This window comes from Streptomyces sp. MBT53 (assembly GCF_016654115.1).
In the GTDB taxonomy this organism is placed as follows: Bacteria; Actinomycetota; Actinomycetes; order Streptomycetales; family Streptomycetaceae; genus Streptomyces.
On record NZ_JAEQAZ010000027.1, the window covers coordinates 47,611 to 70,552 of the forward strand.

Sequence of the window (22,942 nt, forward strand, 5' to 3'; positions counted from 1 at the left end):
GGGCGCCATATCGCTGTATGGTCGACGCATGGCCAGCAAGAAAATCACTATCACCGTGCCAGAAGAGCTCGTGGAGGCTGCCCGCGAGCTCACTGACAACATCTCCGGGTATGTCGCGGAGGCGTTCGCTTCCAGAATCCGGCGCGAACTGCTCGCCGAGGATCTACGGCTTTACGAGGAAGAGCACGGGGCGTTCACGGAAGAGGAGATGGCCGAAGCCTTCGCCCGCCTCAACGGCGCCGCCGTTTCGAACCAGGAAGCCGCGTGACGCAGATCGCCAACATCGTCCTTGACTGCGAAGGACTCTCGGCCTGGATGACCCAAGACCGGAAGACCGCCTCCCTGTTCAAGGCCCTTCTCCACACCAAAGCCAATCTCGTGGTGTCGGCGAACAGCATCATCGAGGTGACCCACGCGGGTACGAACATGCCTCGGCTGAATTGGGCCCTCTCCCGCATCAAGGTAGAGCCCGTCACCGCGGAGCTCGCCAAAGCAGCCGCGAAGCTCCTCAAGGACACCGGGCTGCACGGTCACAAATACGCGATCGACGCCACCGTCGCAGTCACCGCGCTCAACCAGCCCGGGCCTGTCGCCATCCTCACCTCGGCCGTCGACGACCTGACGAAGCTGTGCGGCGGTCAGCGGGTCAGGATCATCCCCCTGTGAGCCACCGTCAGAGCGCGCCCGCGTCCCGCGCCGACCACACCGTCGGGTACAGCGGGCGGTAGCCCAGCTCCCGGCGGATCCGCTCCGTCGACATGACGCCGAACCAGGGGTCGGGGTCGGTGCGGGTGTGCATGTCGGTGGGGATCTCCACGCCGTTGAGCTGGTACAGCTCGACCGCCGTCACCGGGGCGTCGTCGGCGATGTTGTAGATCCGGCCGGCTACTCCCGGGGTGTGCAGGACGCGCAGCAGGCCCTGGGCGACGTCCGCGTGGTGGCCCATGTGCAGGCGCTGGTTCGAGGCCCAACTCGTCGCCCAGCGGAGGGAGTTGGCGAGGTGGGGGTCGCCCTCGCCGTAGACGAAGGGAAGGCGGGCGACTCGTACGTCCATGGTGTCCAGGGCGAGCAACTCCCGTTCCGCGGCCACCTTCGACTCGCCGTAGGCGCCCCACATCTCGCCGCCGGGACGGCTCTCGTCCTCCTCCGTCAGCGGACGGCCCCGCCCGACCCCGTACACGATCCCGGTGCTGACCTGGACGAAGCGCCGTACGCCGGAGGCCGCCGCGGCCCGTCCCAGGGCCACGGCCGCGTCGCGGTTGACGGCCCACGCCTCCTCGTCCGGGACCCCGCGGAAGGACGCGGCGACGTTCACGACCGCGTCGGCGCCGGACGCCGCCTTGCCGAGTGCCGTCTCGTCCCTCAGGTCACCGAGTACGACCTCGGCGCCCAGCTCCGCGAAGGGTGCGCCGCGTGCCTCGTCGCGGACCAGGACCCGTACCCGCTCCCCCGCCCGGGCCTGTGCCAGCAGCCTCGGTACGAAGCGGCGGCCGACCTGTCCCGTCGCGCCTGTCACCAGTGTCAGCATCATGTGCTCCTCTCGTCTCGTCCCGATCAGCTTTGGGCAGCCGGGCCGCGGCCGGGAGAGACCTTCCGATCAGGGGATCGGCAGTCCCTGGATAAGGCGGGCGGACTGCCGCACGCTGGAAGCGTGAACCGAGCCGAACTCGCCGACTTCCTGCGCCGGAGCCGGGCCCGCCTGGACCCCTCCGACGTGGGCCTCACGGCCGGCGCCCGCCGCCGTACGCCGGGCCTGCGCCGCGAGGAGGTGGCGCAGCTCGCCGGGATGTCCGTGGACTACTACACGCGCCTCGAACAGTCCCGGGGCCCGCGCCCGTCCCGCCAGATGCTCACGGCGCTCGCGCGGGCGCTGCGGCTCACGGACGACGAACGCGACCACCTCTTCCACCTGACGGGCGAGGAGCCGCCGCGCCGGGGAGGCGGGACCGCGCATCTGCGGCCGGCCCTCCTGCTGGTCCTGGACCGGCTGCACGACACCCCGGCGCACGTGTCGAGCGACTGCGGTGAGGTGATCGCGCAGAACGCGATGGCACGGGCGCTGTCGGGCGACGCGTTCGCCCGCCCGCCCCGCGAACGCAACCTGCTCCGCCGCTTCTTCCTGGACCCCGCCTCACGGGAACTGTTCCCGCCGGAGGACATCCCGGAGCACGCACGCGCCCACGTGGCGAACCTCCGGGCGGTGGCCGCGGCCCGCCCCGACGACCCGGAACCGGCCGCGCTGGTGGCCGAACTACGGGCGGGCAGCGAGGAGTTCGCCCACCTCTGGGACCAGCACGAGGTGGCCGTACGACGCCAGTCCACGAAGCGATTCCGGCATCCGCTCGTCGGCCTCCTGGAACTGGACTGCGAGGTCCTCCTGAACCAGGACGCCCACCACCTGCTGATCATCCACACGGCGCGCAAGGGCACGGAGTCCTACGAGCGCTTGCAGCTGCTGCGGGTGATAGGCGTGCAGGACATGACCCTCGCCCCTGAGCCAAAGCCCAGGCAGCGATAACTCAGCCCCTCCGGCGATTGAGGAGCGGGGTCCGGGGCGGAGCCCCAGAGGGATGGGACGGGTAGGGGCGGCGGGGGCGAAAGAAGCCCTCCGAACCCCCAACTCCCCCTCTAGAACCCCAGCTTCCGCAACTGCCGAGGATCCCGCTGCCAGTCCTTCGCCACCTTCACATGCAGGTCCAGGAACACCGGCGTACCCAGCAACGCCTCGATCTGCTTGCGCGACTTGATCCCGACCTGCTTCAGCCGCGCGCCCTTCGGGCCGATGATGATGCCCTTCTGGCTCGGGCGCTCGATGTAGACGAAGGCGTGGATGTCGAGGAGCGGCTTGTCGGCGGGCCGGTCCTCGCGCGGGAGCATCTCCTCCACGACGACGGCGATGGAGTGCGGGAGTTCGTCCCGGACGCCCTCCAGCGCGGCCTCGCGGATCAGCTCCGCGATCATGACCTGCTCGGGCTCGTCGGTGAGGTCGCCCTCGGGGTAGAGGGCCGGGCCCTCCGGGAGCAGCGGAATGAGCAGGTCGGCGAGCAGATCCACCTGCTGGTCCGCGACCGCCGACACCGGCACGATCTCCGCCCACTCGAAGCCCAGCTCCTTGCCGAGCTGGTCGATGGCGATGAGCTGCTCGGCGAGGGTCTTGGAGTCGACGAGGTCCGTCTTCGTGACGATCACGATCTTCGGCGTCTTCTTGATCGACGCCAGTTCCTTCGCGATGAAACGGTCACCCGGGCCCAGCTTCTCGTTCGCCGGGAGGCAGAAGCCGATGACGTCGACCTCGGCCCATGTCGTGCGGACGATGTCGTTGAGCCGCTGCCCGAGCAGCGTGCGCGGCTTGTGCAGGCCAGGCGTGTCGACCAGGATCAGCTGCGCGTCCGGCCGGTGGACGATGCCGCGGACCGTGTGCCGCGTGGTCTGCGGCTGGTTGGCGGTGATCGCCACCTTCTGGCCGACCAGAGCATTCGTAAGGGTGGACTTGCCCGCGTTGGGGCGGCCCACGAAGCAGGCGAAGCCGGCGCGGTGGGGAGCCTCCGACGAGTCAGACGGCTTGGATGACGGGGTACGAACGCTCATGGCGCCCATTGTCCCTGATCCACAGGCCCCCGCCGCACAACAGTCCACCGGAGCCTCACACGGTGAGCTTTCGGTAACCCCGACGCAATGAAACGTCACGGAAACACGGACGTGCACAACCGGAAACCCGGGCCGGTGACCCTCTGACGAGCCCCCACACCGTTGGAGACGACCGTGACCCTCGCCGCCGCCCATGTCGACACAGGCGACACCGCCTGGCTGCTCGCCGCCACCGCTCTGGTCCTGCTGATGACCCCGGGCCTGGCCCTCTTCTACGGCGGCATGGTCCGCACGAAGAGCGTCCTCAACATGCTGATGATGAGTTTCGTGTCGATCGCCCTGGTCACGGTGGTGTGGCTGGCGGCCGGTTACTCGCTCGCCTTCGGCGACGACATCGGCGGCGGGCTGCTCGGCGGCCTCAAGCACGCCGGCATGGCGGGCCTCGGCCCGGACTCCGTCCACGGCACCGTGCCCACCCTCCTCTTCGCCACCTTCCAGCTCACCTTCGCGATCATCACGGCCGCACTGATCAGCGGCGCGGTCGCGGATCGGGTGCGGTTCGGGGCGTGGCTGGTGTTCGTACCCGTGTGGGCGCTGCTCGTATACGTTCCCGTCGCGCACTGGGTGTGGGGCCCGGGCGGCTGGATCGCGGCGCACCTCGGCGCCCTCGACTTCGCGGGCGGCCTGCCCGTCGAGATCACCTCGGGCGCCTCGGGCTTGGCCCTGTGTCTGGTGGTCGGCCCGCGGCTCGGCTTCAAAAAAGATGCCATGCGGCCGCACAACCTCCCCATGGTCATGCTGGGCGCGGGCCTGCTCTGGTTCGGCTGGTTCGGCTTCAACGCGGGCTCCGCGCTCGGCGCCAACGGCCTCGCCGCCGCGGCCTTCCTCAACACCCTCGCCGCCGGCTGCACCGGCCTCCTCGGCTGGCTCTTCGTCGAGCAGAAGCGCGACGGCCACCCCACCACCCTGGGCGCGGCCTCCGGCGCGGTGGCCGGCCTGGTCGCGATCACCCCGTCCTGCGGTTCGGTCTCGCTGCTCGGCGCGCTGGTCGTCGGCCTCGCCGCCGGTGCCGTCTGCTCGTACGCGGTCGGCTGGAAGTTCAAGCTCAACTACGACGACTCGCTCGACGTCGTCGGCGTCCACCTGGTCGGCGGCGTCATCGGCACCCTCCTGATCGGCGTCTTCGCGGCCACCTCGATGACCGGCGGCCCGGAGGGTCTTCTCTACGGCGGCGGGCTCGCCCAGCTCGGCAAGCAGCTGGTGGCCGTGGTCGCCGTAGGGGCGTACGCGTTCCTCGTGACGTACGGGATCGGGAAGCTGCTCGACAGGGTGATGGGGCTGCGGGCGAGTGAAGAGGAGGAGCGGACGGGTCTGGACCTTACGGTGCACGCCGAGACCGCATACGATCACGGCGTCCTGGGGCACGGAGCCCCGGTCAGTCCGTCCGTCCCCTCCCTCCAGAAGGTCAAGTCCCAGGCATGAAGCTCATCACCGCGATCGTCAAGCCGTACCGCCTCGACGAGGTCAAGACGGCGCTCCAGGAGCTCGGCGTGCACGGCCTGACCGTCACCGAGGCCAGCGGCTACGGCCGGCAGCGCGGCCACACCGAGGTGTACCGGGGCGCCGAGTACCGCGTCGACCTCGTGCCCAAGGTGCGGATCGAGGTCGTCGTCGACGACGCGGACTCGGAGGCCGTGATCGAGGCGATCGTCAAGGCCGCGCAGACGGGGAAGATCGGGGACGGGAAGGTGTGGTCGATGCCGGTCGAGACGGTCGTACGGGTGCGGACGGGCGAGCGCGGCCCCGACGCGCTCTGACCGCCAGCACTCCCCCGGCGAAACCGACCGCGAGCAGCAGCGCCGCCGCGAGCCAGGGCAGCGCGAAGAACGAGGCGCTCGCCGACTGCTTGGTGCCCGGCGCGCTCGCGGTCAACGTGATGTCGCCCCAGTCGAGTTGGGGCGCGCCCTTCCACGACTCGGTCAGTTTCACGCTCTGCCCGGGCAGCAACTCGGCCGGGATCCGGGTGAGTCCGCGTGAGAGCAGCGTCCGGCCGAACAGGCCCTGTGCCTTCAGGGTCACCTTCGGGTCGAGGGTGACGTTGCCGGTGTTGTGCAGCGTGTAGGAGATCGTCGCGTCGCTGCTGCCCAACCCCGGTACCAGCGGCTGGTGATGGGCGATGTGGACGTGCTCGACGGCGAGCGCGGGCAGCGTCGGACCGCTGACCCGGAGGTAGAGACGGGCGCCGACGGCCCGCTGCACGCCGAGGGCGAGCGATCCGTCGCCCTTGTCGACGCGCTCGTCGAGGGCGACCAACGCGCCCGGGTGGTCGCCCGGTTCGGCCCCTTCGGGCACGTGCAGGGTGAACGGCACGGTGACCGACTTGTGGGCGGGGACGGTGACTTGGGACTTGGTGGGCTTCGCCCACGCCCCCACCCCGCGCATCTTCTCCTGCACCGTCCGTACGGCGAACCCGCCGTCGCGCGCGGTGTTGTAGGCGTCGGCGGCGTACAGCCGGAAGGTGAGCGGCTTCGCCGTCTTGTTGGCGACGACCACCTTGTCCTGGATGGTCTGGCCGGGGTCGGCGGAGAGATAGAAGTACGGCCGCGCGGCGATCTGCGAGGCGGCCGGGTACACGGACCAACTGCCGTTGTCGGCGGCATGGGAGGACGGCGCGGCGAGCGCGCCGAAACAGAGGCTCAGGAGGAGGACGTACAGCTTGCGCATGGGTGCGGACCCCCACGGACGTGGTGTGCGGCGGTCGGGCGGGTGCGGGCGCCCGGCCACCGGAGGTGAGTTCGGACGGTCAGGTGAGCGTGAGCGTCAGAACGCCGGAGTACGAGCCCGGAGGCGTGAACGCCGGTACGTTCAGGGAGAGTCCGGCGTCGGCGGTGAACTCGCCGCCGGTGACCGTACCGTCGGGCGTGGACGCGAGCGTCGCACCCGAACTGCCCACCGTGCCCGCCGAACCGGCGACACAGGTGCTCGGGCTGCCCGCCTTGGTGGCGCAGGCGGGAGTCCAACTCAGCGCCCCGGCATCGATCTTGGCGCCGGGACCGGTGAAGTCGGTGACCTTGCCGGTCAGGGACCAGCCCGCGGGTCCGCCGCGGAAGTCCTGGACCGTCACCGTGTTGAGGGCGCCCGTGGAGGCACCGCCCTTGCCGAAGTCGACGGCGGAGAGGCTCACGGCGTCCCCGGCCTGCGACATCGACAGACTGCCCGCCTTGACGGTGGTCGTCAGCTTCTGGCTCCCCGGCGGGACGGGCGTGGTGTCGTTGACGACATAGGCGGCCGGTCCGGCACCCAGGTCGGCACTCCACGCACTGCCCTCGTACGCCACGATCCCGGTCGTCGTCTTGTCGTTGACGACCAGCGAGCCGCTGATGGTGCCGGCGCTGGTGGCCGTGACGGTCGCCGTGTCCGCGGTCTGGGCGCTGCCGGACCGTCCGGCCAGGGTCACGGTGGCACCCGGGGTGAAGTTGCTGCCGGTGACGGTGACACTGTCACCGGGGTTCCCGGAGGCCGAACCCAGGCTGATCGCGCGGGTGTTGACCGGAGTGGTGGCGGTCGCCGTGACGGTCTCGGAGACCGGCGCCGGCGGGTTCGTCACCGTGCAGGGGGTGTCCAGCTCCAGGATGTAGCTGGTGTGGATGTTGTAGTCGCTGGGCGAGAGGGTGATCGCGCCCGGGGTGGTGACCGTGAAGGTGCCGGTCATGGAGAACGACGGGAAGGCGCCGTTGCCGGGCACCGGGTCGTTCTTCTTGGGCCCGGCGACCGTGACGTTGCCGGTCTGGGCACCGCCGAGGGTGACGTTCCCGGTGGGCGTCATGATGTCGGCCGGCAGGGCGATCGCCGTCGGGTTGCTGGCGGCCGGCTTGACCACCGTGTAGGTCACGGTGACGGTGTCGCCGACCTTCGGCGCGGTGTTGTCCACCGTGATCGCGGCGGTCGTGGTGCCGTCGATCGGCGGGATCCCCGCGATCGCCGGCGGGATGCAGTGCGTGGCGAAGTCCACGTTCGTCGACGCGCCGGCCGGACAGGCCAGCGCGCCGCCCGTGGCGACCGCGAGCGCGGTCACCCCGAGCAACGACGCCCAACGGCGTCTTCGGGTTGTCGTAGCCATGGCTGTGCCCCCTCCTGAGGACGGTGGGCACAGCGGCTCGTCCGCGCCCACAGGGGGCATTGATGTGGGGATCGCGCGAGAAGTCAATGGAGACGGACAAATAAACTGATGGACCGTCAGCTCCCGCCCAACAGCGGGAGTCGACGGCCCAGTTGAGCCCGTGGGGGGAATTGTCGGGCGACTTCTCAGTCGAACACGAACGGCCCCGGCGACTGCGCCGCGGTGGCCGTACAGGTCACGGCGATACCGAAGATGGTCATCTTCAGCGAGCCGCCGTACGCCTCCAGGCTGTCACCGGAGGCGACGGTGCCACTGAGCGGACCGACGGTGACGGCGTCGCCGGTCGCCATGGCCGGGTTCACCGTCCCGCTGAAGACGGTCGTGCCACCGCTCGCGTTCACGAACGTGAAGGTGGAGGCGATCGAGTTCTGCGCCAGGGCCAGCGGGGCGGTGATGGACGAGTTGACGGTGACCGTGGCCGCCGTCCCGTCCTGCGTGGCCGTGATGGTGGCCGCGCCGCCGCCGAAGATGCCGCAGTCCGCGGTGATCGTCGCCGTCTGGGGAGTGACGGCGAGCGCGCTGGGCGCGAACGCCAGCGAGGTGGCCGCGAGGACCCCCGTCACCAGTGCCGCACCCGTTCCGATTCGCTTGCTTCTCAGCTTGCCTTTCATGGATCCGGTTCCCTTCCCGAGTCTGGGAATGCCATGTGGGGATGGACGGGAGAAACACCGCAGCCCCACTCACGGACGCGGTGCGGTGCGCCACGCGAGCAGAATCTGACGGTCCGTCGGAACTTACGGTTCCATTGATGCGCGGGAGACGGGGGGAGAGCAAGGGCGAAATCTGGACGGGTTACTTCCGGACAGCTCCCTGCCGGTGAACGGCAGCGTCAGCCAGCTTTCACCGTCAGTCGAACCACCCCGTCCGGCGAAGCCACGTGCACCGGCGTCTCCGGCCCACCCAGATCCCGTACTGCCGCCCGGTCCTCCGCGGACGCGGACTCCGCCTCCGTCACGACCGCCGCCGCCTCCAGCGACTTCGCCCCGGACGCCACCGCCATCGCCACCGCCGTCTGCAGCGCGCTCAGCTTCAGCGACTCCAGGGCGACGGTCCCGGCGACGTACGTCCGCCCGGTCTCGTCCCGTACAGCGGCGCCCTCGGGCACACCGTTGCGGGCCCGGGCCGAACGGGCCAGGGTGACGATCTTGCGGTCCTCGGGGTCGAGCGCGCTGCTGTCGGTCATGAACAGAGCATACGAAGGACCGGTCCCGAGCGTCCCTCAGGGCCGGTCGAGGCGGAGCCGTTCCGCCCGCGGCAGCCCCGCGACGACCAGGTCGTACGAGTCCTCGATCAGCTCCTTGAGGAGCCGGTCCGGAAGGCCGCCGTCCACCGTCACCGTGTTCCAGTGCCGCTTGTTCATGTGGTACCCGGGGACGATCAGCCCCTCGTGCTCCTCCCGGAGCCGGATCGCGTCCTCCGGGTCGCACTTGAGGTTGACCGTGAGGGGGCGCGCGTCCAGCCGGGTCAGCGCGAAGAGCTTGCCCAGCACCTTGAAGACGGACATCTCCGGCCTGAAGGGGAAGTCCTCCACCGTCGCGTTGAACGACAGACAGAACGCGCGCAGTTCCTCGGGGCTCACTCCGGTTTCGTCTCCTCCTCCGGCGGACCGTCCGGCCCCACCGGCTCCACCAGCACCGTCACGATCTTGTTCCGCCGCCCCGCCGAGGCCTCCGCCGTGAGCCGCAGTTCGCGCCCGTCCGGCAGCTCCACGACCGACGACGCCCCGGCGATCGGGACCCGGCCCAGCGCCTTCGCGAGCAGCCCGCCGACCGTCTCCACGTCCTCGTCGTCGTAGGCCTCGAAGCCGTACAACTCGCCCAGGTCCCCGATGTCGAGGCGGGCGGTGACCCGGTAACGGTCGTCGCCCAGCTCCTCCACCGGCGGCAGCTCCCGGTCGTACTCGTCGGTGATCTCGCCGACGATCTCCTCCAGGATGTCCTCGATGGTGACGATGCCGGCCGTACCGCCGTACTCGTCGATGACGACCGCGACGTGGTTGCGCTCCTGCTGCATCTCGCGGAGCAGATCACCGGCGTTCTTGGTGTCCGGCACGAAACTCGCGGGCCGCATGGCCGTGGAGACCAGCTCGGACTCGGCGTCGCGGCTGATGTGCGTCTTGCGGACCAGGTCCTTCAGATACACGATCCCGACGATGTCGTCCTCGCTCTCCCCCGTCACAGGGATCCGCGAGAAACCGGAACGCAGCGCGAGGGTGAGGGCCTGACGGATCGTCTTGTAGCGCTCGATGACCACCAAGTCCGTGCGGGGGACCATGACTTCACGCACGAGGGTGTCGCCGAGTTCGAAGACCGAGTGCACCATCCGGCGCTCCTCGTCCTCGATCAGCGACTCCTTCTCGGCGAGATCCACCAGCGCCCGCAACTCGGCCTCGGACGCGAACGGGCCGCGCCGGAAACCCTTGCCGGGCGTGAGCGCGTTGCCGATGAGGATCAGCAGATACGGGATCGGGCCCATGATCCGCGCGAGCGGCAGCAGCACGTACGCCGCCGCCGTGGCCGTGTTCAGCGGATGCTGGCGCCCGATCGTGCGCGGGGACACCCCCACCGCGACGTACGACACGAGGACCATGACGCCGATCGCGGCGAGCAGCGCGGGCGCGGTCCCGTGGATCTCCTGAAGGCACTCGTAGGTGACCAGCGCGGCGGCGGCCATCTCGCAGACCACCCTGACCAGCAGGGCCACGTTGAGATAGCGGGTCGGGTCGGCGGCGACCTGCGCGAGCTTCGCGCTGCCGCGCCGACCGGACCGTACGGCCTCCTCGGCGCGGAAGCTGGAGACGCGCGCGAGGCCCGCCTCCGCGCAGGCGGCGAGCCAGGCGACCACGACCAGGGCGATGGCGCCGACGACGATCTGAGGACTCATGAGACGTGGTGCCCCGGTCCCCTAGGAGACCGTCGGCGCCGGGGAGGGGCCGTCGTGGCCCTTCTCCGCGCGCCAGCCGTCCACGATGGCGGCCTGCAGACCGAACATCTCGGCCTTCTCGTCGGGCTCCTCGTGGTCGTACCCGAGCAGGTGCAACACACCGTGGACGGTGAGGAGTTGGAGCTCCTCGTCCATGGTGTGCTGCGTCTCGGCCTCGGCCCCCTGCTTCGTGGCGACCTCCGGGCACAGCACGATGTCACCGAGGAGCCCCTGCGGAGGCTCCTCGTCGTCCTTGCTCGGCGGACGCAGCTCGTCCATCGGGAAGGACATGACATCGGTCGGACCCGGCAGATCCATCCACTGAATATGCAGCTGCTCCATGGCGTCGGCGTCCACTGCGATCACCGACAGTTCGGAGAGCGGGTGGATGCGCATTCGCGCGAGCGCGTAGCGGGCGATGTCGAGGATCGCCTGCTCGTCGACCTCGGTTCCGGACTCGTTGTTGACGTCGATCGACATGGTCGTGCTGATCTACTTCCGCTTGTCACGGGCACCCTTGTGGGTGCCGTTCTCCGTACCGTTCTCGCTGTCGTACTTCTCGTACGCGTCGACGATACGGCCGACCAGCTTGTGCCGTACGACGTCCGCCGACGACAGGCGGGAGAAGTGCACGTCGTCGAGCCCCTCCAGGATGTCCTGCACCTGCCGGAGCCCCGACTTCGTGCCGCTCGGCAGGTCCACCTGCGTCACGTCACCGGTGATCACGATCTTCGACTCGAACCCGAGCCGGGTGAGGAACATCTTCATCTGCTCGGGGCTCGTGTTCTGGGCCTCGTCCAGGATGATGAAGGCGCTGTTGAGGGTGCGGCCCCTCATGTATGCCAGCGGCGCCACCTCGATCGTCCCCGCCGCCATCAGCTTCGGGATCGAGTCCGGGTCCAGCATGTCGTGCAGGGCGTCGTAGAGCGGGCGCAGGTACGGGTCGATCTTCTCGTAGAGCGTGCCCGGGAGGAATCCCAGCCGTTCGCCCGCCTCGACCGCCGGGCGGGTCAGGATGATGCGGTCGACCTGCTTGGCCTGGAGGGCCTGGACGGCCTTGGCCATGGCGAGGTACGTCTTGCCGGTGCCGGCGGGGCCGATGCCGAAGACGATCGTGTTCTTGTCGATCGCGTCGACGTACCGCTTCTGGTTGAGGGTCTTGGGGCGGATCGTGCGGCCTCGCGAGGACAGGATGTTCTGGGTGAGCACCTCGGCCGGTGTCTCCTCAGGGCCATCCCCGTTCTCGCTCGCCCTGAGCATGGCGATCGAGCGTTCCACTGCGTCCTCCGTCATCGGCTGCCCGGTGCGGAGCACCAGCATCATCTCGTCGAACAGGCGCTGGATGAGGGCGACTTCACGGGCATCGCCGACCGCGCTGATCTCATTGCCCCGGACGTGGATGTCGGCCGCCGGGAAGGCCTTCTCGATCACCCGCAGCAGAGCGTCGCCGGATCCCAGGAGGGTCACCATGGCGTGCTGGGCGGGGACGGTGATCTCTGCTCTCGCCTGTCCCTGCGCGGGGGTGTGAGCTGTGGGTGTCTGCGTCATGGGCCGGCTCGTAGGCCTTGCTCGTCCTCCTCGAAACGACGCGCCCGCCACAAGGGCGGCCTGGTGATTTCCAGGGTACGCCGGGGCACTGACAACGCCGTAGGGCTTTTCGGTGACCGTCGGGCCACGAAATGCGAGGTGTGCCCGGCGCAGGGAGCGTGCACAGGGTGACGCCGTGAGCCCTGTTCGCGCCCCCTCGTATGTACGGACAATGCGCTATGTCCGTCAGGTGAGCCATGCAGGGAAAGCAGGTCGGCCGCTGTGTTCGTGCGTCTGCCCACGTCCGTGTCCGAAGCGCAGGAGTGTCTGGCCGAGGGGGCGGTGCCTGTCGGCGGGGCGACCCTTGTGTGGGCCTCCTGGCAACGGGACGGGTTCCCGGAGCAGGCGGTGTCCCTGCGGGCGCTGCCCGAGGCCAAGGTGATCGGGGACGGGGCACTGGGCGCGGCCGTACTGCTGCACGAGATCGACACGCGCGTGCCGGAGGTGCTGCGGCGGGCGGCGAAGGGCGTGGGGACCGGTGCGGTGCGCCGGACCGCGACGGTCGGCGGGAACATAGTGGGCAGCACGCTGCGCTGTCTGCTGCCGGCCGCGCTGGTGCTGGACGCCCGCGCGGTGGTTCTCGAACCGGACGGTCCCGTCGAGACCGACCTCGCCGAGCTGCTGGCGAAGCGCCCGCTGCTGCTGAGTCTGCGGTGGAGCGAGCCGGTGGCCACGGGCTACCGCAAGCTGACCGATGTGCTGCGGGGTGAGGTTCCGTTCGTGGTCGCGGTCGCCGTGACGGGGGCGGAGCAGCTCACTCTCCGGGTCGCCGTGCGGGACGGTTACGACGTGCTGAGCGAGGCCGTTCCCTACGACACCGATGTCCGCCGGATTCTCGGCGCCCTGGCGCTCACACCGCTCGGCACGCTGCCGGAGGCGGTCTTCGAGGCCGTACGGGAAGAGGTCGTCGGGGTGGTGGAGCGGGCGGGGGCCTGCTGATCCGAACGGCGCAGGAACGGTTCGCCACCCCTCGGGAGGGGACCCGCCGACAGCCCCCTACGTCGACCTGCCGAACCCGATCGTCGGTACCGCCCGCCGCAGCGGCCACGGACTTGCCTCGCCCTGTTCCTCCGGGACGAGTCCGGCCAGGAACGCGTACCGGTTCAGGGCCGTCGGGTCCTGGCCCTCGACGGACTGGACCTTGCGCCACCAGGCGCCGATCTCGGACCAGCCGGGGGCGGAGAGGGAGCCGCCGAACTCCTGGACGGAGAGGGCCGCGGTGAGGCCGGCGAAGGCGAGGCGGTCGGCGAGCGGCCAGCCGGCCAGGGTGCCGGTGACGAAGCCGGCCACGAAGACGTCGCCCGCACCGGTGGGGTCGAGGGCCTCGACGGCGATGGCCGGGACCGAGGCGGATTCCCCGGTACGGCGGTCCACGGCGTAGGCGCCGTCCGCGCCGAGGGTGACGACGGCGAGGGGTACGTGTTCGGTGAGGGCGTGGGCGGCGGCGCGGGGGCAGTCGGCGCCGGTGTAGCGCATGGCCTCCTCGGCGTTCGGCAGGAACGCCTCGCAGTGCGCGAGGTCGGCGAGTCCGGCGAGGTCCCAGGCCCCGGTCTCGTCCCAGCCGACGTCGGCGAAGATCCGGGTGCCCTCGCTCGCGGCCTGGGCGACCCAGGGGGCCTGCTTGCCGGGGGTGAGGGAGGCGATGGCGGCACGCGCGCGGGGCGGGCAGTCGGGGGCGCCGCCTTCGCTGAACTCGGTTTCCGGGGGCGGCTCGTGGCCGTGGGAGACCATCGTGCGTTCGCCCTCGTAGGCCATCGACACGGTGACCGGGGAGTGCCAGCCGGGTACCGAGCGGGAGGCGGAGAGGTCGATGCCCTCGCCCTGTTCCAGCGCGTCCCAGCAGTACTCGCCGTAGTGGTCGTCGCCGAAGGCCGCGGCGAGGGAGGTGCGCAGGCCCAGGCGGGCCAGGGCCGTGGCCATGTTCGCCACTCCACCAGGGCTGGAGCCCATTCCGCGGGCCCAGGACTCGGTGCCGCGCACGGGGGCGGATTCGAGGCCGGTGAAGATGATGTCGAGGAAGACGGTGCCGGTGAGGTACACGTCCCAGGGCGGGTCGTCCGGCGCGCGCAGTCCGGCGAGGGGGTCGACCTGGGCCGGACAGGATCTCCTCTCCCGGTCGGCCGACGATCCCTTTCCGGTGGACGCGGTGGACGCGGTCACGGTGCGCTCCCTGACGTGATGCGGATCAGGCCAGTGTGCACCACCACGCACGTGTGAGGGCGGCTACCGCTCCGGACCCGCCCGTCGCGCCGGTGTCGGGCAGCCGCAGGTCCGGGCCGTACGGTGCGGACCGGGTGCCCCTCGGCCGCCCGCGACGGGCGGCCGTCAGGATCCGGTCACCCGGTGCCTACCAGCGTGGCATCGAGGGGGTGACCCACTCCGGGTCGGTGATCCGCATCGCCGCCGCGTCGTCGCGCTCGCGCAGCGCGCCGTCGTCGTCGAGCCACCGCCGGTGCAGCAACTCCAGCTTGGCGCGGTCGAGTTGGACGCCGAGGCCGGGCGCGTCGGAGACGGTGACCTTGGCGTCGGTGAAGGTGAGGCGTTCGGTGAGGACGTCCTCGGACTGCCAGGGGTAGTGGGAGTCGCAGGCGTGGTGGAGGTTCGGCACGGTCGAGGCGACGTGGGTCATCGCGGCGAGGCTGATGCCGAGGTGGGTGTTGGAGTGCATGGAGATGCCGACGCCGAACGTGCGGCAGATGGCGGCGAGTTGCTGGGTGTTGCGCAGTCCGCCCCAGTAGTGGTGGTCGGAGAGCACGACCTGTACGGCATCGCGCGTGAACGCCTCCTTGATCTCGGCGAAGGTCGTCACGCACATGTTGGTGGCGAGCGGCACGTCGGTGCCCGCGGACACCTCGGCCATGGCGGGGGTGCCGAGGGCGGGGTCCTCCAGGTATTCGAGGACGTCCCCCAGTTCCTTCGCCACCTTCAGTGAAGTCTCCACGGACCAGGCGCCGTTGGGGTCCAGGCGCAGGGGGTGGTCGGGGAAGGCCGCGGCCAACGCCCGTACGGCGGCGATCTCTTCGTCGGGCGGGAAGACTCCGCCCTTGAGCTTGAAGGAGGTGAAGCCGTAGCGCTCCTTGAACTTCCGTGCCTGCTCGACGACTCCGGCCGGGTCGACGGCCGCGCCCCAGTCGTCCTTCTCGCTCGCCACGCCCTCGGGGTGGTCGGCCCACTTGTAGAACAGGTACGCGCTGTACTCCACCGCGTCCCGCACCTTGCCGCCGAGCAGCGCGTGCACGGGAAGGCCAAGTGCCTTGCCCAGGGCGTCGAGGCAGGCGACCTCGAAGGCGGAGACGACGGACAGGCGCAGCTTGTCGGCGGTCTGGACGCCGCGCAGTCCGCCGACGTCGACCTGCGCGGAGGTCCGGGAGCTGTCGACCGTGACCTCGTCGGCGACGGTGAACAGGCCGTTGAGATCGCCGACTTGACGGCCGATCAGTTTCTCGGCGTAAGGGCGTGCCAGTTCCAGGTACTTGGTGTCGCCGTAGGTCTCGCCGAGGCCGGTGATGCCGTCGGCGGTCTCGATCTCGACGATCAGGCGGGGGGTGTAGGGCTGGTGGACGCCCTGGGTGTTGAGCAGGGGCGGGTCGGCGACCAGGATCGGGGTGAGCCGGACGTCGGCGATGGTGAGGTTCACAGCGCGGCTCCTACGAGGTCGAGTCCGGTGGTGAGCAGGGCGGTGAGGTCGGCCAGGTCGGCGGGCGTGGGGTCGGTCAGCGGGGCGCGCACGGGGCCCACCGGGCGGCCTCGCAGCCGGGCCGCCGCCTTGACCAGGGAGACGGCGTATCCCGGTACCCGGTCGCGGAGTTCGACGAACGGGACGTAGAACTCGCGGAGCAGTTTCTCGACCGTCTTGTCGTCGCCGTCCCGCAGCGCGGCGAAGAAGGCGTTCGCGATCTCGGGGGCGAAGGCGTGCACGGCGGAGGAGTAGGCGGGGACGCCGACGGTGGCGTAGGCGCGGGCCTGGATCTCGGCGGTGGAGGCGCCGTTGAAGAAGAGGAAGCCCTCGGGGGCGGCGAGCGTGAGGCGTTGCAGCCGGTCGAGGTCGCTGTGGCCGTCCTTGAGGCCGATGACGCCGGGGATGCGTGCGATGCGCCTCAACGAGCTTGCGGTGAAGGCGACTTGGCCGCGCTGGTAGGCGATGAGCGGGAGCCGGGTGCGGGCGGCGAGCTGTTCGAGTTGGGCCACCAGGCCGTCCTGCGGGGCGGCGACGAGGTAGTGCGGGAGGACCAGGAGCGCGTCGGCGCCGGCCTCCTCGGCGATGCGGGCGAAGCGGGCGGCCTGTGCCCAGCCGTAGCCGACGCCGGCGACGACGGGGACGCGGCCGGCTGCCTCCTCGACGGCGATGGTGACGACCGTGCGGTACTCGTCCTCGTCGAGCGAGAAGAACTCGCCGGTGCCGCAGGCCGGGAAGATCGCGCCGGGGGCGGTGGCGGTGGGGGCGGCGACATGGGCGCGGAAGCCGTCGGGGTCGAGGGAGCCGTCGTCGTGGAAGGAGGTGAGCGGGAAGGAGAGCACTCCGCCCGCCATCCCGTCCCGCAGCCTGCGCACCACGGTCTCCGTTTCGCCGTTCACCTGGGCCATCTCCTGGCCATCTCCCTATGTAGACGTCATCCACGTATGAAGACAAAGGTTAGGTACGCGAACCGCAGCCGTCAATGGGGCCCGCCGCGCCTCGGCCACCGCTCGCTACCATCTCCCCATGTCAGAGCCCGGTGGCGTCCGCGAGGTGAAGTCCGCCGCCCGCACGGTCGAGCTGCTCGAACTGCTCGCCGCGCGCGGCGACCGTCCCGCGCGCCTCCAGGAACTCGCCGACGAGCTGGGCGTCCCGCGCAGCTCGATGTACGCCCTCCTCCAGACCCTGATCGCGCACGGCTGGGTCCGCACCGACAGCACCGGCTCGCTCTACGGCATCGGCATCCACGCCCTGCTCACCGGCACCAGCTATCTGGACTCCGACCCGCGCGTGCGGACCGTACGGCCGTATCTCGACGAGGCGTCCCAGGCGCTCGGCGAGACGATCCACCTCGGGCGGCTCGACGGGCGGGACGTCGCCTATCTCGCGACGCGGGAGTCGCACGAGTACCTGCGGACCATCAGCCGGGTGGGGCGGCGGCTGCCCGCGCATGTCGGCGCCCTCGGCAAGGCGCTGCTCGCGGAACGGGACGACGCGGAGTTGCCCGACGGGCCGTACGAAGCGGCCACGCCCAACACGCACACCTCGCGGGAGGCGTTGGCCGCCGACCTCGCGGCGGTCCGCGCCCGCGGCTACTCGGTCGACCGCGAGGAGGGCGTCCTCGGGATCGTCGGCTTCGGCTTCGCGCTGCGCTACGACAACCCGCCGCTGGACGCGATCAGTTGCTCGGTGCCGGTGGTCCGGCTCACGCCGGAGCACGAGGGGCGGATCGTCGCCGTGATGCGGGAGGTCAGGGCGAAGATCGAGGCGACGGCGCCCGCGGCCGGCGGGGCGGTCCACTGGCGTTAGCGGTGGGTACCGCTCCGGTCAGTCGAAGAGGGCGCAGTTGAGCGCGTCCATCAGGGCCGCGCCGGTCTGGTGCGCCTGCCTGGTGGGAAGCGTGGACGTGGCGAAGAAGAAGGAGGCCGTGCGACGGCCGGTGGAGTCGGTGACGTTGTAGGTCGCGTAGCCCGGGACGATGCCGACGTGGTCCCAGACCGTGCCGCAGGCGGTCTTCGCCGTCTCGATGCCGAGCCCGTAGCCGAGTTCGTCCGGGTCGTCCGGCCCGATCTCCGGCACGGTGGTGCGCATCTCGGCCAGTTGGGCGGCGGGCAGCAGGCGGCCCGACATCAGCGCGCCGTAGAAACGGGACCAGTCACCGGCGGTGGACACGACCGCGGCATCCGCTCCGTCGGCCGTGACGTAGTCGCCGGTGACGTCCACATGGTCGTCGTGCTGCGGTCCGGCGTAGTTCCTGAACTCCTCGGGGACGTTCGCCGGCATGTGGGCGGCGTCGGGTTCGTAACCGTGCGCGTGCCGGTCGCGCCAGGCGGGACCGGTGGCGTAGAAGGTGTGCCGGAGCCCCAGGGGTCCGGCGATCCGGTCCCGCACCAGCGTCGCGAGGCTCTTGCCGGTGGCCCTCTCCAGGACGGCGCCGATCGCGATGTAGTTGGTGTTGCTGTACGACCACTCGGTGCCGGGCTCGAACAGTGCCGGGTGCCCGCGCACCAGGCTCAGGATTTCCCCCGACGTCCACACGTGGGGGTCCTGGCCGGTGAGGGCCGGTACGAGGGCGGGGTCGTCGGTGTAGTCGAACAACCCGCTGGTGTGGTTGAGCAGCATGCGCAGGGTGATCGCCCTGCCGTTGCGCACCTGGCCGGGCAGCCACTTCTCGACCGGGTCGGTGAGGGCGAGCCGGTGCTCGGCGACCAGTTGCAGGACGAGGGTGGCCATCACCGTCTTGGTGTTGGACGCTTCCCGCACCTCGTCGTCCACGCCGAGCCGGTGGTCCTTCCTCGTCCAGGCGGCCTGCTCGGAGATCTCGAGGGGCCTGCCGTGACCGTCGTCCACCCGCACGGTCACCCCGGGCACTCCTTCGTCCACCAACTGCCGCGCCAGCTCCAGCAGTTGAGCGCGTCTCTCCGCGGTGCCGTCCTGTCGTACCGCCGCGCTCCCGTGGACCGCGGTCGCACTCGACGGGGTCGCGGCGAGGGGCACGACGAGGGCCGCGGACACCGCGACTGTCGCTATCGCCCGTAACCCCGCCCGCCGCGGGCGCCGTCCGACACACACATTCAGACGCACTTCATGCTCCTTCGAGAGTCCGGGAAGGCCGTCGGCACGATCTGGAGTTCGAGCGGTGCGCGTCCGATGCTCTCAGCCGTACCCGGGCGATGCATAGCGGTTCCGTCGCTCAGGAAGCGGACTGAGCGCGTCGGTACCCGCCGGCACCCGTCGGCACGGGAAATTGGGCGCGCGTCTACCCGGCACCCCCCACCCCAAACACAACGTGCCCCACATCACACCCCCCGCCCTTCTTTCCCCAACCACGTGCTTGATACAAATTGCCCGCGCGTTCCTGTCCGTCGACGGTCGTCGCCCCTCCCCTGCTTGAGCCGCTTCTTTCGCATGCCCTGGGAACGCCCGTGTCCGCCCGCAGCACCACCACGCCCTGGCCCCTCGTCGCCCTTTTCACGGCCGGGTATCTCGCCCCCTACCTCCTGCCCACCACCGTCGGCCGCCTCGACGCCGGACTTCCGCTGTCGGCCACACAGGCCGGTGCCGTCGGCAGCGCGCTGCTGCTGAGTTCGGCCGCGGCGGGCTTTCTGCTCGCCTCGCGCGTCGAACGGATCGGCCCGCGCACCCTCGCCCGCATCGGCCTCGCCCTGGCCGTCCTCGGCTACGGCTCCGCCGCCCTCACGCACGCCGTCCCCGCGGTCATCGCGGGCGCGGTCGTCGGCGGCTTCGGATCGGGTACGGCCACCACGGTCGCCGCGTCCGGCATCGCCGCCGAGCGGGACCCCCACCGCGCTTCCACGCTCGGCCTGTTGTGCGTGTCGGCGCTCGCGGGCGCCGTCTATCTGACCGTCCCGCACCTCGGCGCGGGCCACGGCCAGCCGCTCGCCGCGATCGCCCTGACCGCACTCGCCGTATGGCCGCTGACCGGCCGCCTCCCGGTGCGTACGACGACGGGGCACGCGCGCGTGGAGGCCGCCGGACTCCCCCACCGCCGGGCCGGACTGGTCCTCGCCGCCACCCTGCTGTGCTGGTCCCTCGCGCAGAACTCCCTCTGGGGCGTCAGCGGACGCATCGGCATCACCCAGGCGCATCTCTCCGAGGTCACCGTCGGCGCGGTCTTCGCGATCGCGCTCGGCACCGGGCTCGTCGGTGTCGTCGGCGCGGGCGCACTCGGCTCCCGGCTGGGGCGCGCGGTACCGATCGGCGCGGGTACGGCGCTCATCGCGGGCTGCATCGTGCTCAGCGCGTCCGCGCACGACCTGCGGACCTTCGCGACCGGCGAGATCGCCTGGAACACCCTCTACCCGATCGTCCTGTCCTACGTCCTCGGCCTCGCCGCCTCCCTTGACCCGCGCGGGCGTTGGGCGGTACTGGTCGGCTCGGCCTCGTCCATGGGGACGGCGGCGGGACCGCTGACGGGGAGTGTGCTGTCGGCGGGGGCGGGGTTCCCGGCGATGGGGGTGATCCTCGCGGCGGGGCTGGTGGTGATCGCGGTACCGATGACGGCGGTAGCGGTGCACTCCGGTCGGCGACACCTGCCGCAATCGATCGTCGAGATCTCTGTCGAGGCCCCGCTGTCGCGCCCCCTCAGGGGCGCGGGGCTGTATCGACATGCGGCTCCGCCGCGGGGCGCGACCAGCCCCCACCGGCCCGCAGCCTCAACACCACCCGCCTACGAGAACTCGTACGCCTCCACCTCGGCCACATAACGAGCCCGCAGCTCCTCGTCGTCCTCCAGGAAGGACGCGACGAATGAGTTCCGCGCCAACTCCCGCAACCGGTCCTCGCTCAGGCCCAGCGCCGAGCGAACCGCGTCGAAGTTGTCGCCCGCGTACCCGCCGAAGTACGCCGGGTCGTCGGAGTTGACCGTGCAGAGCAGGCCCGCGTCGAGCATGGCGGGCAGCGGGTGCTCGGCGAGGACGTCGACCGCGCGGAGCCGGACGTTCGAGAGCGGGCAGAGGGTCAGCGGGATACGGTCCCGGACCAGGCGGGCGACCAGTTCCGCGTCCTCCATGCAGCGCAGCCCGTGGTCGACGCGCTCGACGCCGAGGACGTCCAGCGCCTCGGTGATGTAGGCCGGCGGGCCCTCCTCACCGGCGTGCGCGACCCGTCGTAGACCCAGCGCGGCGGCGGCCTCGTAGACCTCGCGGAACTTCACCGGCGGGTGGCCGACCTCGGCCGAGTCGAGGCCGATGCCGGTGATCCGGTGGAGGTACGGCTTCGCCGCGTCCAGTGTCTCCATGGCCGAGTCGGCGGACTCGTCGCGGAGGAAGCACATGATCAGCCGGGTCGAGATGCCGTGGTTCCGCTCGCTGTGCCCCAGCGCCCGCCACAGGCCCTCGACGACCGTGCCCATGTCCACACCCCGTGCGAGGTGCGCCTGCGGGTCGAAGAAGATCTCCGCGTGCCGTACGCCCTGGGCGGCGGCGCGGGCGAGATAGGCGTCGGCGAGGTCCTCGAAGTCCTGCTCGGTGCGCAGGACGGCCATCAGCTCGTAGTAGAGGTTCAGGAAGGACTGGAGATCCTCGAAGAGGTACGCCTTGCGGAGTTCCTCGGTGTCCGCGTACGGCAGCTCGACGCCGTTGCGGGCGGCGAGGGCGAACGCCAGCTCGGGTTCGAGGGTGCCTTCGATGTGCAGGTGCAGTTCGGCTTTGGGAATGGGCATCGAAGTATCGTACGGGTGTTTTATCGCCGTTTCGGAACCGGCACCCTGAGTAGATCGTGCGCCACGGTCAGCTCCCCCTCGAAGCCGGCGGCCCGCGCCTGCCGCTCGAACTCCTCCGGCTCGGAGTAGCGCTGGCTGAAGTGGGTGAGGACGAGGTGGCGGACGCCGGCGTCCCGTGCCACCCGGGCCGCCTGCCCGGCGGTCAAGTGGCCATGGTCCACGGCGAGTTGCTCGTCCTCGTCCAGGAACGTCGACTCGATCACCAGCAGGTCGCAGCCCTCCGCGAGGGCGTGCACTCCGTCGCAGAGGCGGGTGTCCATGACGAACGCGAAACGCTGGCCGTGCCGTACCTCGCTGACCTCGTCCAGCGAGACGCCGTCGACCGTGCCCTCGCGCTGGATGCGGCCCACGTCCGGGCCCTTGATGCCGTGCGCGGCGAGGCGGTCGGGGAGCATACGGCGGCCGTCGGGTTCGGTGAGGCGGTAGCCGTAGGACTCGACGGGGTGGGAGAGCTTGCGGGTCTCCAGGGTGTAGTTCCCCGTGGTGGCGATCACTCCGTCCGCCGCCACCGGGGACTCCGTGATGCCGACCGTCTCGCGGTACGCCGTGGCGTAGCGCAGGCGGTCGAAGAATCGCTGGCCCGAGAGCGGGTAGTGCGCGGTGATCTCGTGCGGGACACGGTCCAGGTTGATGCGCTGGATGACGCCCGCGAGGCCCAGGGAGTGGTCGCCGTGGAAGTGCGTGACGCAGATCCGGTTGAGGTCGTGCGCGGCGACCCCGGCGCGCAGCATCTGGCGCTGGGTGCCCTCGCCCGGGTCGAAGAGGATGCCCTCGCCGTCCCAGCGGAGGAGGTAGCCGTTGTGGTTGCGGTGGCGGGTGGGGACCTGGCTGGCGGTGCCGAGGACCACCAATTCGCGTACGGACATGGCGCGTTGGTTATCCGGGCGGCCACTGCATGCCGCGGCCGCCCATGACGTGGGCGTGGGCGTGGAACACGGTCTGGCCCACGCCGGTGCCCGTGTTGAAGATGACGCGGTAGCTGTCGAGCTTCTCGTCCGCCGCGACCTCGCCGGCCTCGCGGAGGACGTCGGCGGCGATCGTCGGTTCGGCGGCGGCGAGGGCGGCGGCGTCGGGGTAGTGCACGCGGGGGATCACCAGGACGTGGGTCGGGGCCTGGGGGTTGATGTCCCGGAACGCGACGGTGGTGTCCGTTTCACGGACGATCGTTGCCGGGATGTGGCCCTCGACGATCTTGCAGAACAGGCAGTCGTCCTGCGGTTCCCCTGACATGTGGGATCCCTCCGAG

Annotated in this window: 25 protein-coding genes; 8 read left to right on the forward strand and 17 right to left on the reverse strand. The window is 70.7% G+C overall.

Annotated elements, in window-relative coordinates; genetic code table 11:
• The first annotated feature begins 28 nt into the window (after positions 1-28).
• On the forward strand, positions 29-268 hold the full coding sequence (locus tag JHN45_RS12695) for a type II toxin-antitoxin system CcdA family antitoxin (RefSeq protein WP_200712882.1): 240 nt from the start codon (positions 29-31) through the stop codon (positions 266-268).
• Positions 265-666, forward strand: coding sequence for a PIN domain-containing protein (locus JHN45_RS12700; RefSeq protein ID WP_374192771.1), 402 nt, complete (start codon positions 265-267; stop codon positions 664-666). The genes JHN45_RS12695 and JHN45_RS12700 overlap by 4 nt, the downstream gene beginning before the upstream one ends.
• A 7-nt stretch (positions 667-673) precedes the next feature.
• On the opposite strand, the gene JHN45_RS12705 is transcribed toward JHN45_RS12700, so the two are convergent.
• Complete coding sequence (locus tag JHN45_RS12705; protein WP_201049115.1) at positions 674-1,528, reverse strand: NAD(P)-dependent oxidoreductase; 855 nt, start codon at positions 1,526-1,528, stop codon at positions 674-676.
• 123 nt (positions 1,529-1,651) lie between these two features.
• On the opposite strand from JHN45_RS12705, the gene JHN45_RS12710 reads away from it, so the two are divergent.
• Positions 1,652-2,518, forward strand: a complete 867-nt coding sequence (locus JHN45_RS12710; RefSeq protein WP_201049098.1) for a helix-turn-helix transcriptional regulator — start codon at positions 1,652-1,654, stop codon at positions 2,516-2,518.
• Positions 2,519-2,628: 110 nt separating this feature from the next.
• Here JHN45_RS12710 and era read toward each other — a convergent pair whose 3' ends face one another.
• Positions 2,629-3,597: a GTPase Era gene (era, locus tag JHN45_RS12715; RefSeq protein ID WP_201049099.1), complete on the reverse strand. Its 969-nt coding sequence runs from the start codon at positions 3,595-3,597 to the stop codon at positions 2,629-2,631.
• Positions 3,598-3,762: 165 nt separating this feature from the next.
• Between era and JHN45_RS12720 the strand changes: the two genes are divergently transcribed.
• Both JHN45_RS12720 and JHN45_RS12725 read left to right on the forward strand, forming a co-directional pair.
• Positions 3,763-5,070, forward strand: coding sequence for an ammonium transporter (locus JHN45_RS12720; RefSeq protein ID WP_201049100.1), 1,308 nt, complete (start codon positions 3,763-3,765; stop codon positions 5,068-5,070).
• Positions 5,067-5,405, forward strand: coding sequence for a P-II family nitrogen regulator (locus JHN45_RS12725; RefSeq protein ID WP_201049101.1), 339 nt, complete (start codon positions 5,067-5,069; stop codon positions 5,403-5,405). The genes JHN45_RS12720 and JHN45_RS12725 overlap by 4 nt, the downstream gene beginning before the upstream one ends.
• Here JHN45_RS12725 and JHN45_RS12730 read toward each other — a convergent pair.
• The 8 genes from JHN45_RS12730 to JHN45_RS12765 all read right to left on the reverse strand — a co-directional run bounded on the left by JHN45_RS12730 (position 5,299) and on the right by JHN45_RS12765 (position 12,238).
• On the reverse strand, positions 5,299-6,312 hold the full coding sequence (locus tag JHN45_RS12730) for a WxL protein peptidoglycan domain-containing protein (RefSeq protein WP_201049102.1): 1,014 nt from the start codon (positions 6,310-6,312) through the stop codon (positions 5,299-5,301). The genes JHN45_RS12725 and JHN45_RS12730 overlap by 107 nt on opposite strands.
• Before the next feature lie 79 nt (positions 6,313-6,391).
• The gene (locus JHN45_RS12735; RefSeq protein ID WP_201049103.1) at positions 6,392-7,708 is read right to left on the reverse strand and encodes a beta-xylosidase; all 1,317 of its coding nucleotides are present in this window, start codon (positions 7,706-7,708) and stop codon (positions 6,392-6,394) included.
• A 185-nt stretch (positions 7,709-7,893) separates the two neighbouring features.
• Positions 7,894-8,379 (reverse strand): hypothetical protein, encoded by a 486-nt coding sequence (locus tag JHN45_RS12740; RefSeq protein WP_234468600.1) that lies wholly within the window; start codon positions 8,377-8,379, stop codon positions 7,894-7,896.
• Positions 8,380-8,597: 218 nt separating this feature from the next.
• Positions 8,598-8,951: a cytidine deaminase gene (locus JHN45_RS12745; protein ID WP_201049104.1), complete on the reverse strand. Its 354-nt coding sequence runs from the start codon at positions 8,949-8,951 to the stop codon at positions 8,598-8,600.
• 36 nt (positions 8,952-8,987) lie between these two features.
• Positions 8,988-9,347 carry an MmcQ/YjbR family DNA-binding protein gene (locus JHN45_RS12750; protein WP_200712890.1) on the reverse strand — a complete coding sequence of 120 codons (360 nt, stop codon included), beginning with the start codon at positions 9,345-9,347 and terminating at the stop codon, positions 8,988-8,990.
• Positions 9,344-10,651, reverse strand: coding sequence for a hemolysin family protein (locus tag JHN45_RS12755; RefSeq protein WP_200712891.1), 1,308 nt, complete (start codon positions 10,649-10,651; stop codon positions 9,344-9,346). The genes JHN45_RS12750 and JHN45_RS12755 overlap by 4 nt, the downstream gene beginning before the upstream one ends.
• Positions 10,652-10,672: 21 nt before the next feature.
• Positions 10,673-11,170 (reverse strand): rRNA maturation RNase YbeY, encoded by a 498-nt coding sequence (gene ybeY, locus JHN45_RS12760; RefSeq protein WP_200712892.1) that lies wholly within the window; start codon positions 11,168-11,170, stop codon positions 10,673-10,675.
• 12 nt (positions 11,171-11,182) lie between these two features.
• Positions 11,183-12,238 carry a PhoH family protein gene (locus tag JHN45_RS12765; RefSeq protein ID WP_200712893.1) on the reverse strand — a complete coding sequence of 352 codons (1,056 nt, stop codon included), beginning with the start codon at positions 12,236-12,238 and terminating at the stop codon, positions 11,183-11,185.
• A 261-nt stretch (positions 12,239-12,499) separates the two neighbouring features.
• Here JHN45_RS12765 and JHN45_RS12770 point away from each other — a divergent pair, with 261 nt between their 5' ends.
• Positions 12,500-13,216: an FAD binding domain-containing protein gene (locus JHN45_RS12770; protein WP_201049105.1), complete on the forward strand. Its 717-nt coding sequence runs from the start codon at positions 12,500-12,502 to the stop codon at positions 13,214-13,216.
• Positions 13,217-13,273: 57 nt separating this feature from the next.
• Here JHN45_RS12770 and JHN45_RS12775 read toward each other — a convergent pair whose 3' ends face one another.
• The 3 genes from JHN45_RS12775 to JHN45_RS12785 form a co-directional block, all read right to left on the reverse strand.
• On the reverse strand, positions 13,274-14,437 hold the full coding sequence (locus JHN45_RS12775) for a PfkB family carbohydrate kinase (RefSeq protein ID WP_200712895.1): 1,164 nt from the start codon (positions 14,435-14,437) through the stop codon (positions 13,274-13,276).
• A gap of 187 nt (positions 14,438-14,624) precedes the next feature.
• Positions 14,625-15,914, reverse strand: coding sequence for a glucarate dehydratase family protein (locus JHN45_RS12780; RefSeq protein ID WP_201049106.1), 1,290 nt, complete (start codon positions 15,912-15,914; stop codon positions 14,625-14,627).
• Positions 15,911-16,861 carry a 5-dehydro-4-deoxyglucarate dehydratase gene (locus tag JHN45_RS12785; protein WP_201049107.1) on the reverse strand — a complete coding sequence of 317 codons (951 nt, stop codon included), beginning with the start codon at positions 16,859-16,861 and terminating at the stop codon, positions 15,911-15,913. The genes JHN45_RS12780 and JHN45_RS12785 overlap by 4 nt, the downstream gene beginning before the upstream one ends.
• A 118-nt stretch (positions 16,862-16,979) precedes the next feature.
• Here JHN45_RS12785 and JHN45_RS12790 point away from each other — a divergent pair, with 118 nt between their 5' ends.
• Entirely contained in the window at positions 16,980-17,762 is a 783-nt protein-coding gene (locus tag JHN45_RS12790) for an IclR family transcriptional regulator (RefSeq protein WP_200712898.1), read from the forward strand.
• An 18-nt stretch (positions 17,763-17,780) separates the two neighbouring features.
• Here JHN45_RS12790 and JHN45_RS12795 read toward each other — a convergent pair whose 3' ends face one another.
• Entirely contained in the window at positions 17,781-18,968 is a 1,188-nt protein-coding gene (locus JHN45_RS12795; protein WP_201049108.1) for a serine hydrolase, read from the reverse strand.
• A 410-nt stretch (positions 18,969-19,378) separates the two neighbouring features.
• Here JHN45_RS12795 and JHN45_RS12800 point away from each other — a divergent pair, with 410 nt between their 5' ends.
• Positions 19,379-20,680: an MFS transporter gene (locus JHN45_RS12800; protein WP_201049109.1), complete on the forward strand. Its 1,302-nt coding sequence runs from the start codon at positions 19,379-19,381 to the stop codon at positions 20,678-20,680.
• Here JHN45_RS12800 and JHN45_RS12805 read toward each other — a convergent pair.
• From JHN45_RS12805 to JHN45_RS12815, 3 genes are read right to left on the reverse strand one after another with little or no spacing between them, the layout of a single operon-like run.
• On the reverse strand, positions 20,644-21,636 hold the full coding sequence (locus tag JHN45_RS12805; protein WP_201049110.1) for an adenosine deaminase: 993 nt from the start codon (positions 21,634-21,636) through the stop codon (positions 20,644-20,646). The two genes, JHN45_RS12800 and JHN45_RS12805, sit on opposite strands and share 37 nt — an antisense overlap.
• 20 nt (positions 21,637-21,656) lie before the next feature.
• Positions 21,657-22,562 carry a ribonuclease Z gene (locus JHN45_RS12810; RefSeq protein ID WP_201049111.1) on the reverse strand — a complete coding sequence of 302 codons (906 nt, stop codon included), beginning with the start codon at positions 22,560-22,562 and terminating at the stop codon, positions 21,657-21,659.
• Positions 22,563-22,572: 10 nt separating this feature from the next.
• The gene (locus JHN45_RS12815) at positions 22,573-22,926 is read right to left on the reverse strand and encodes a histidine triad nucleotide-binding protein (protein ID WP_200717355.1); all 354 of its coding nucleotides are present in this window, start codon (positions 22,924-22,926) and stop codon (positions 22,573-22,575) included.
• Positions 22,927-22,942 lie beyond the last annotated feature (16 nt).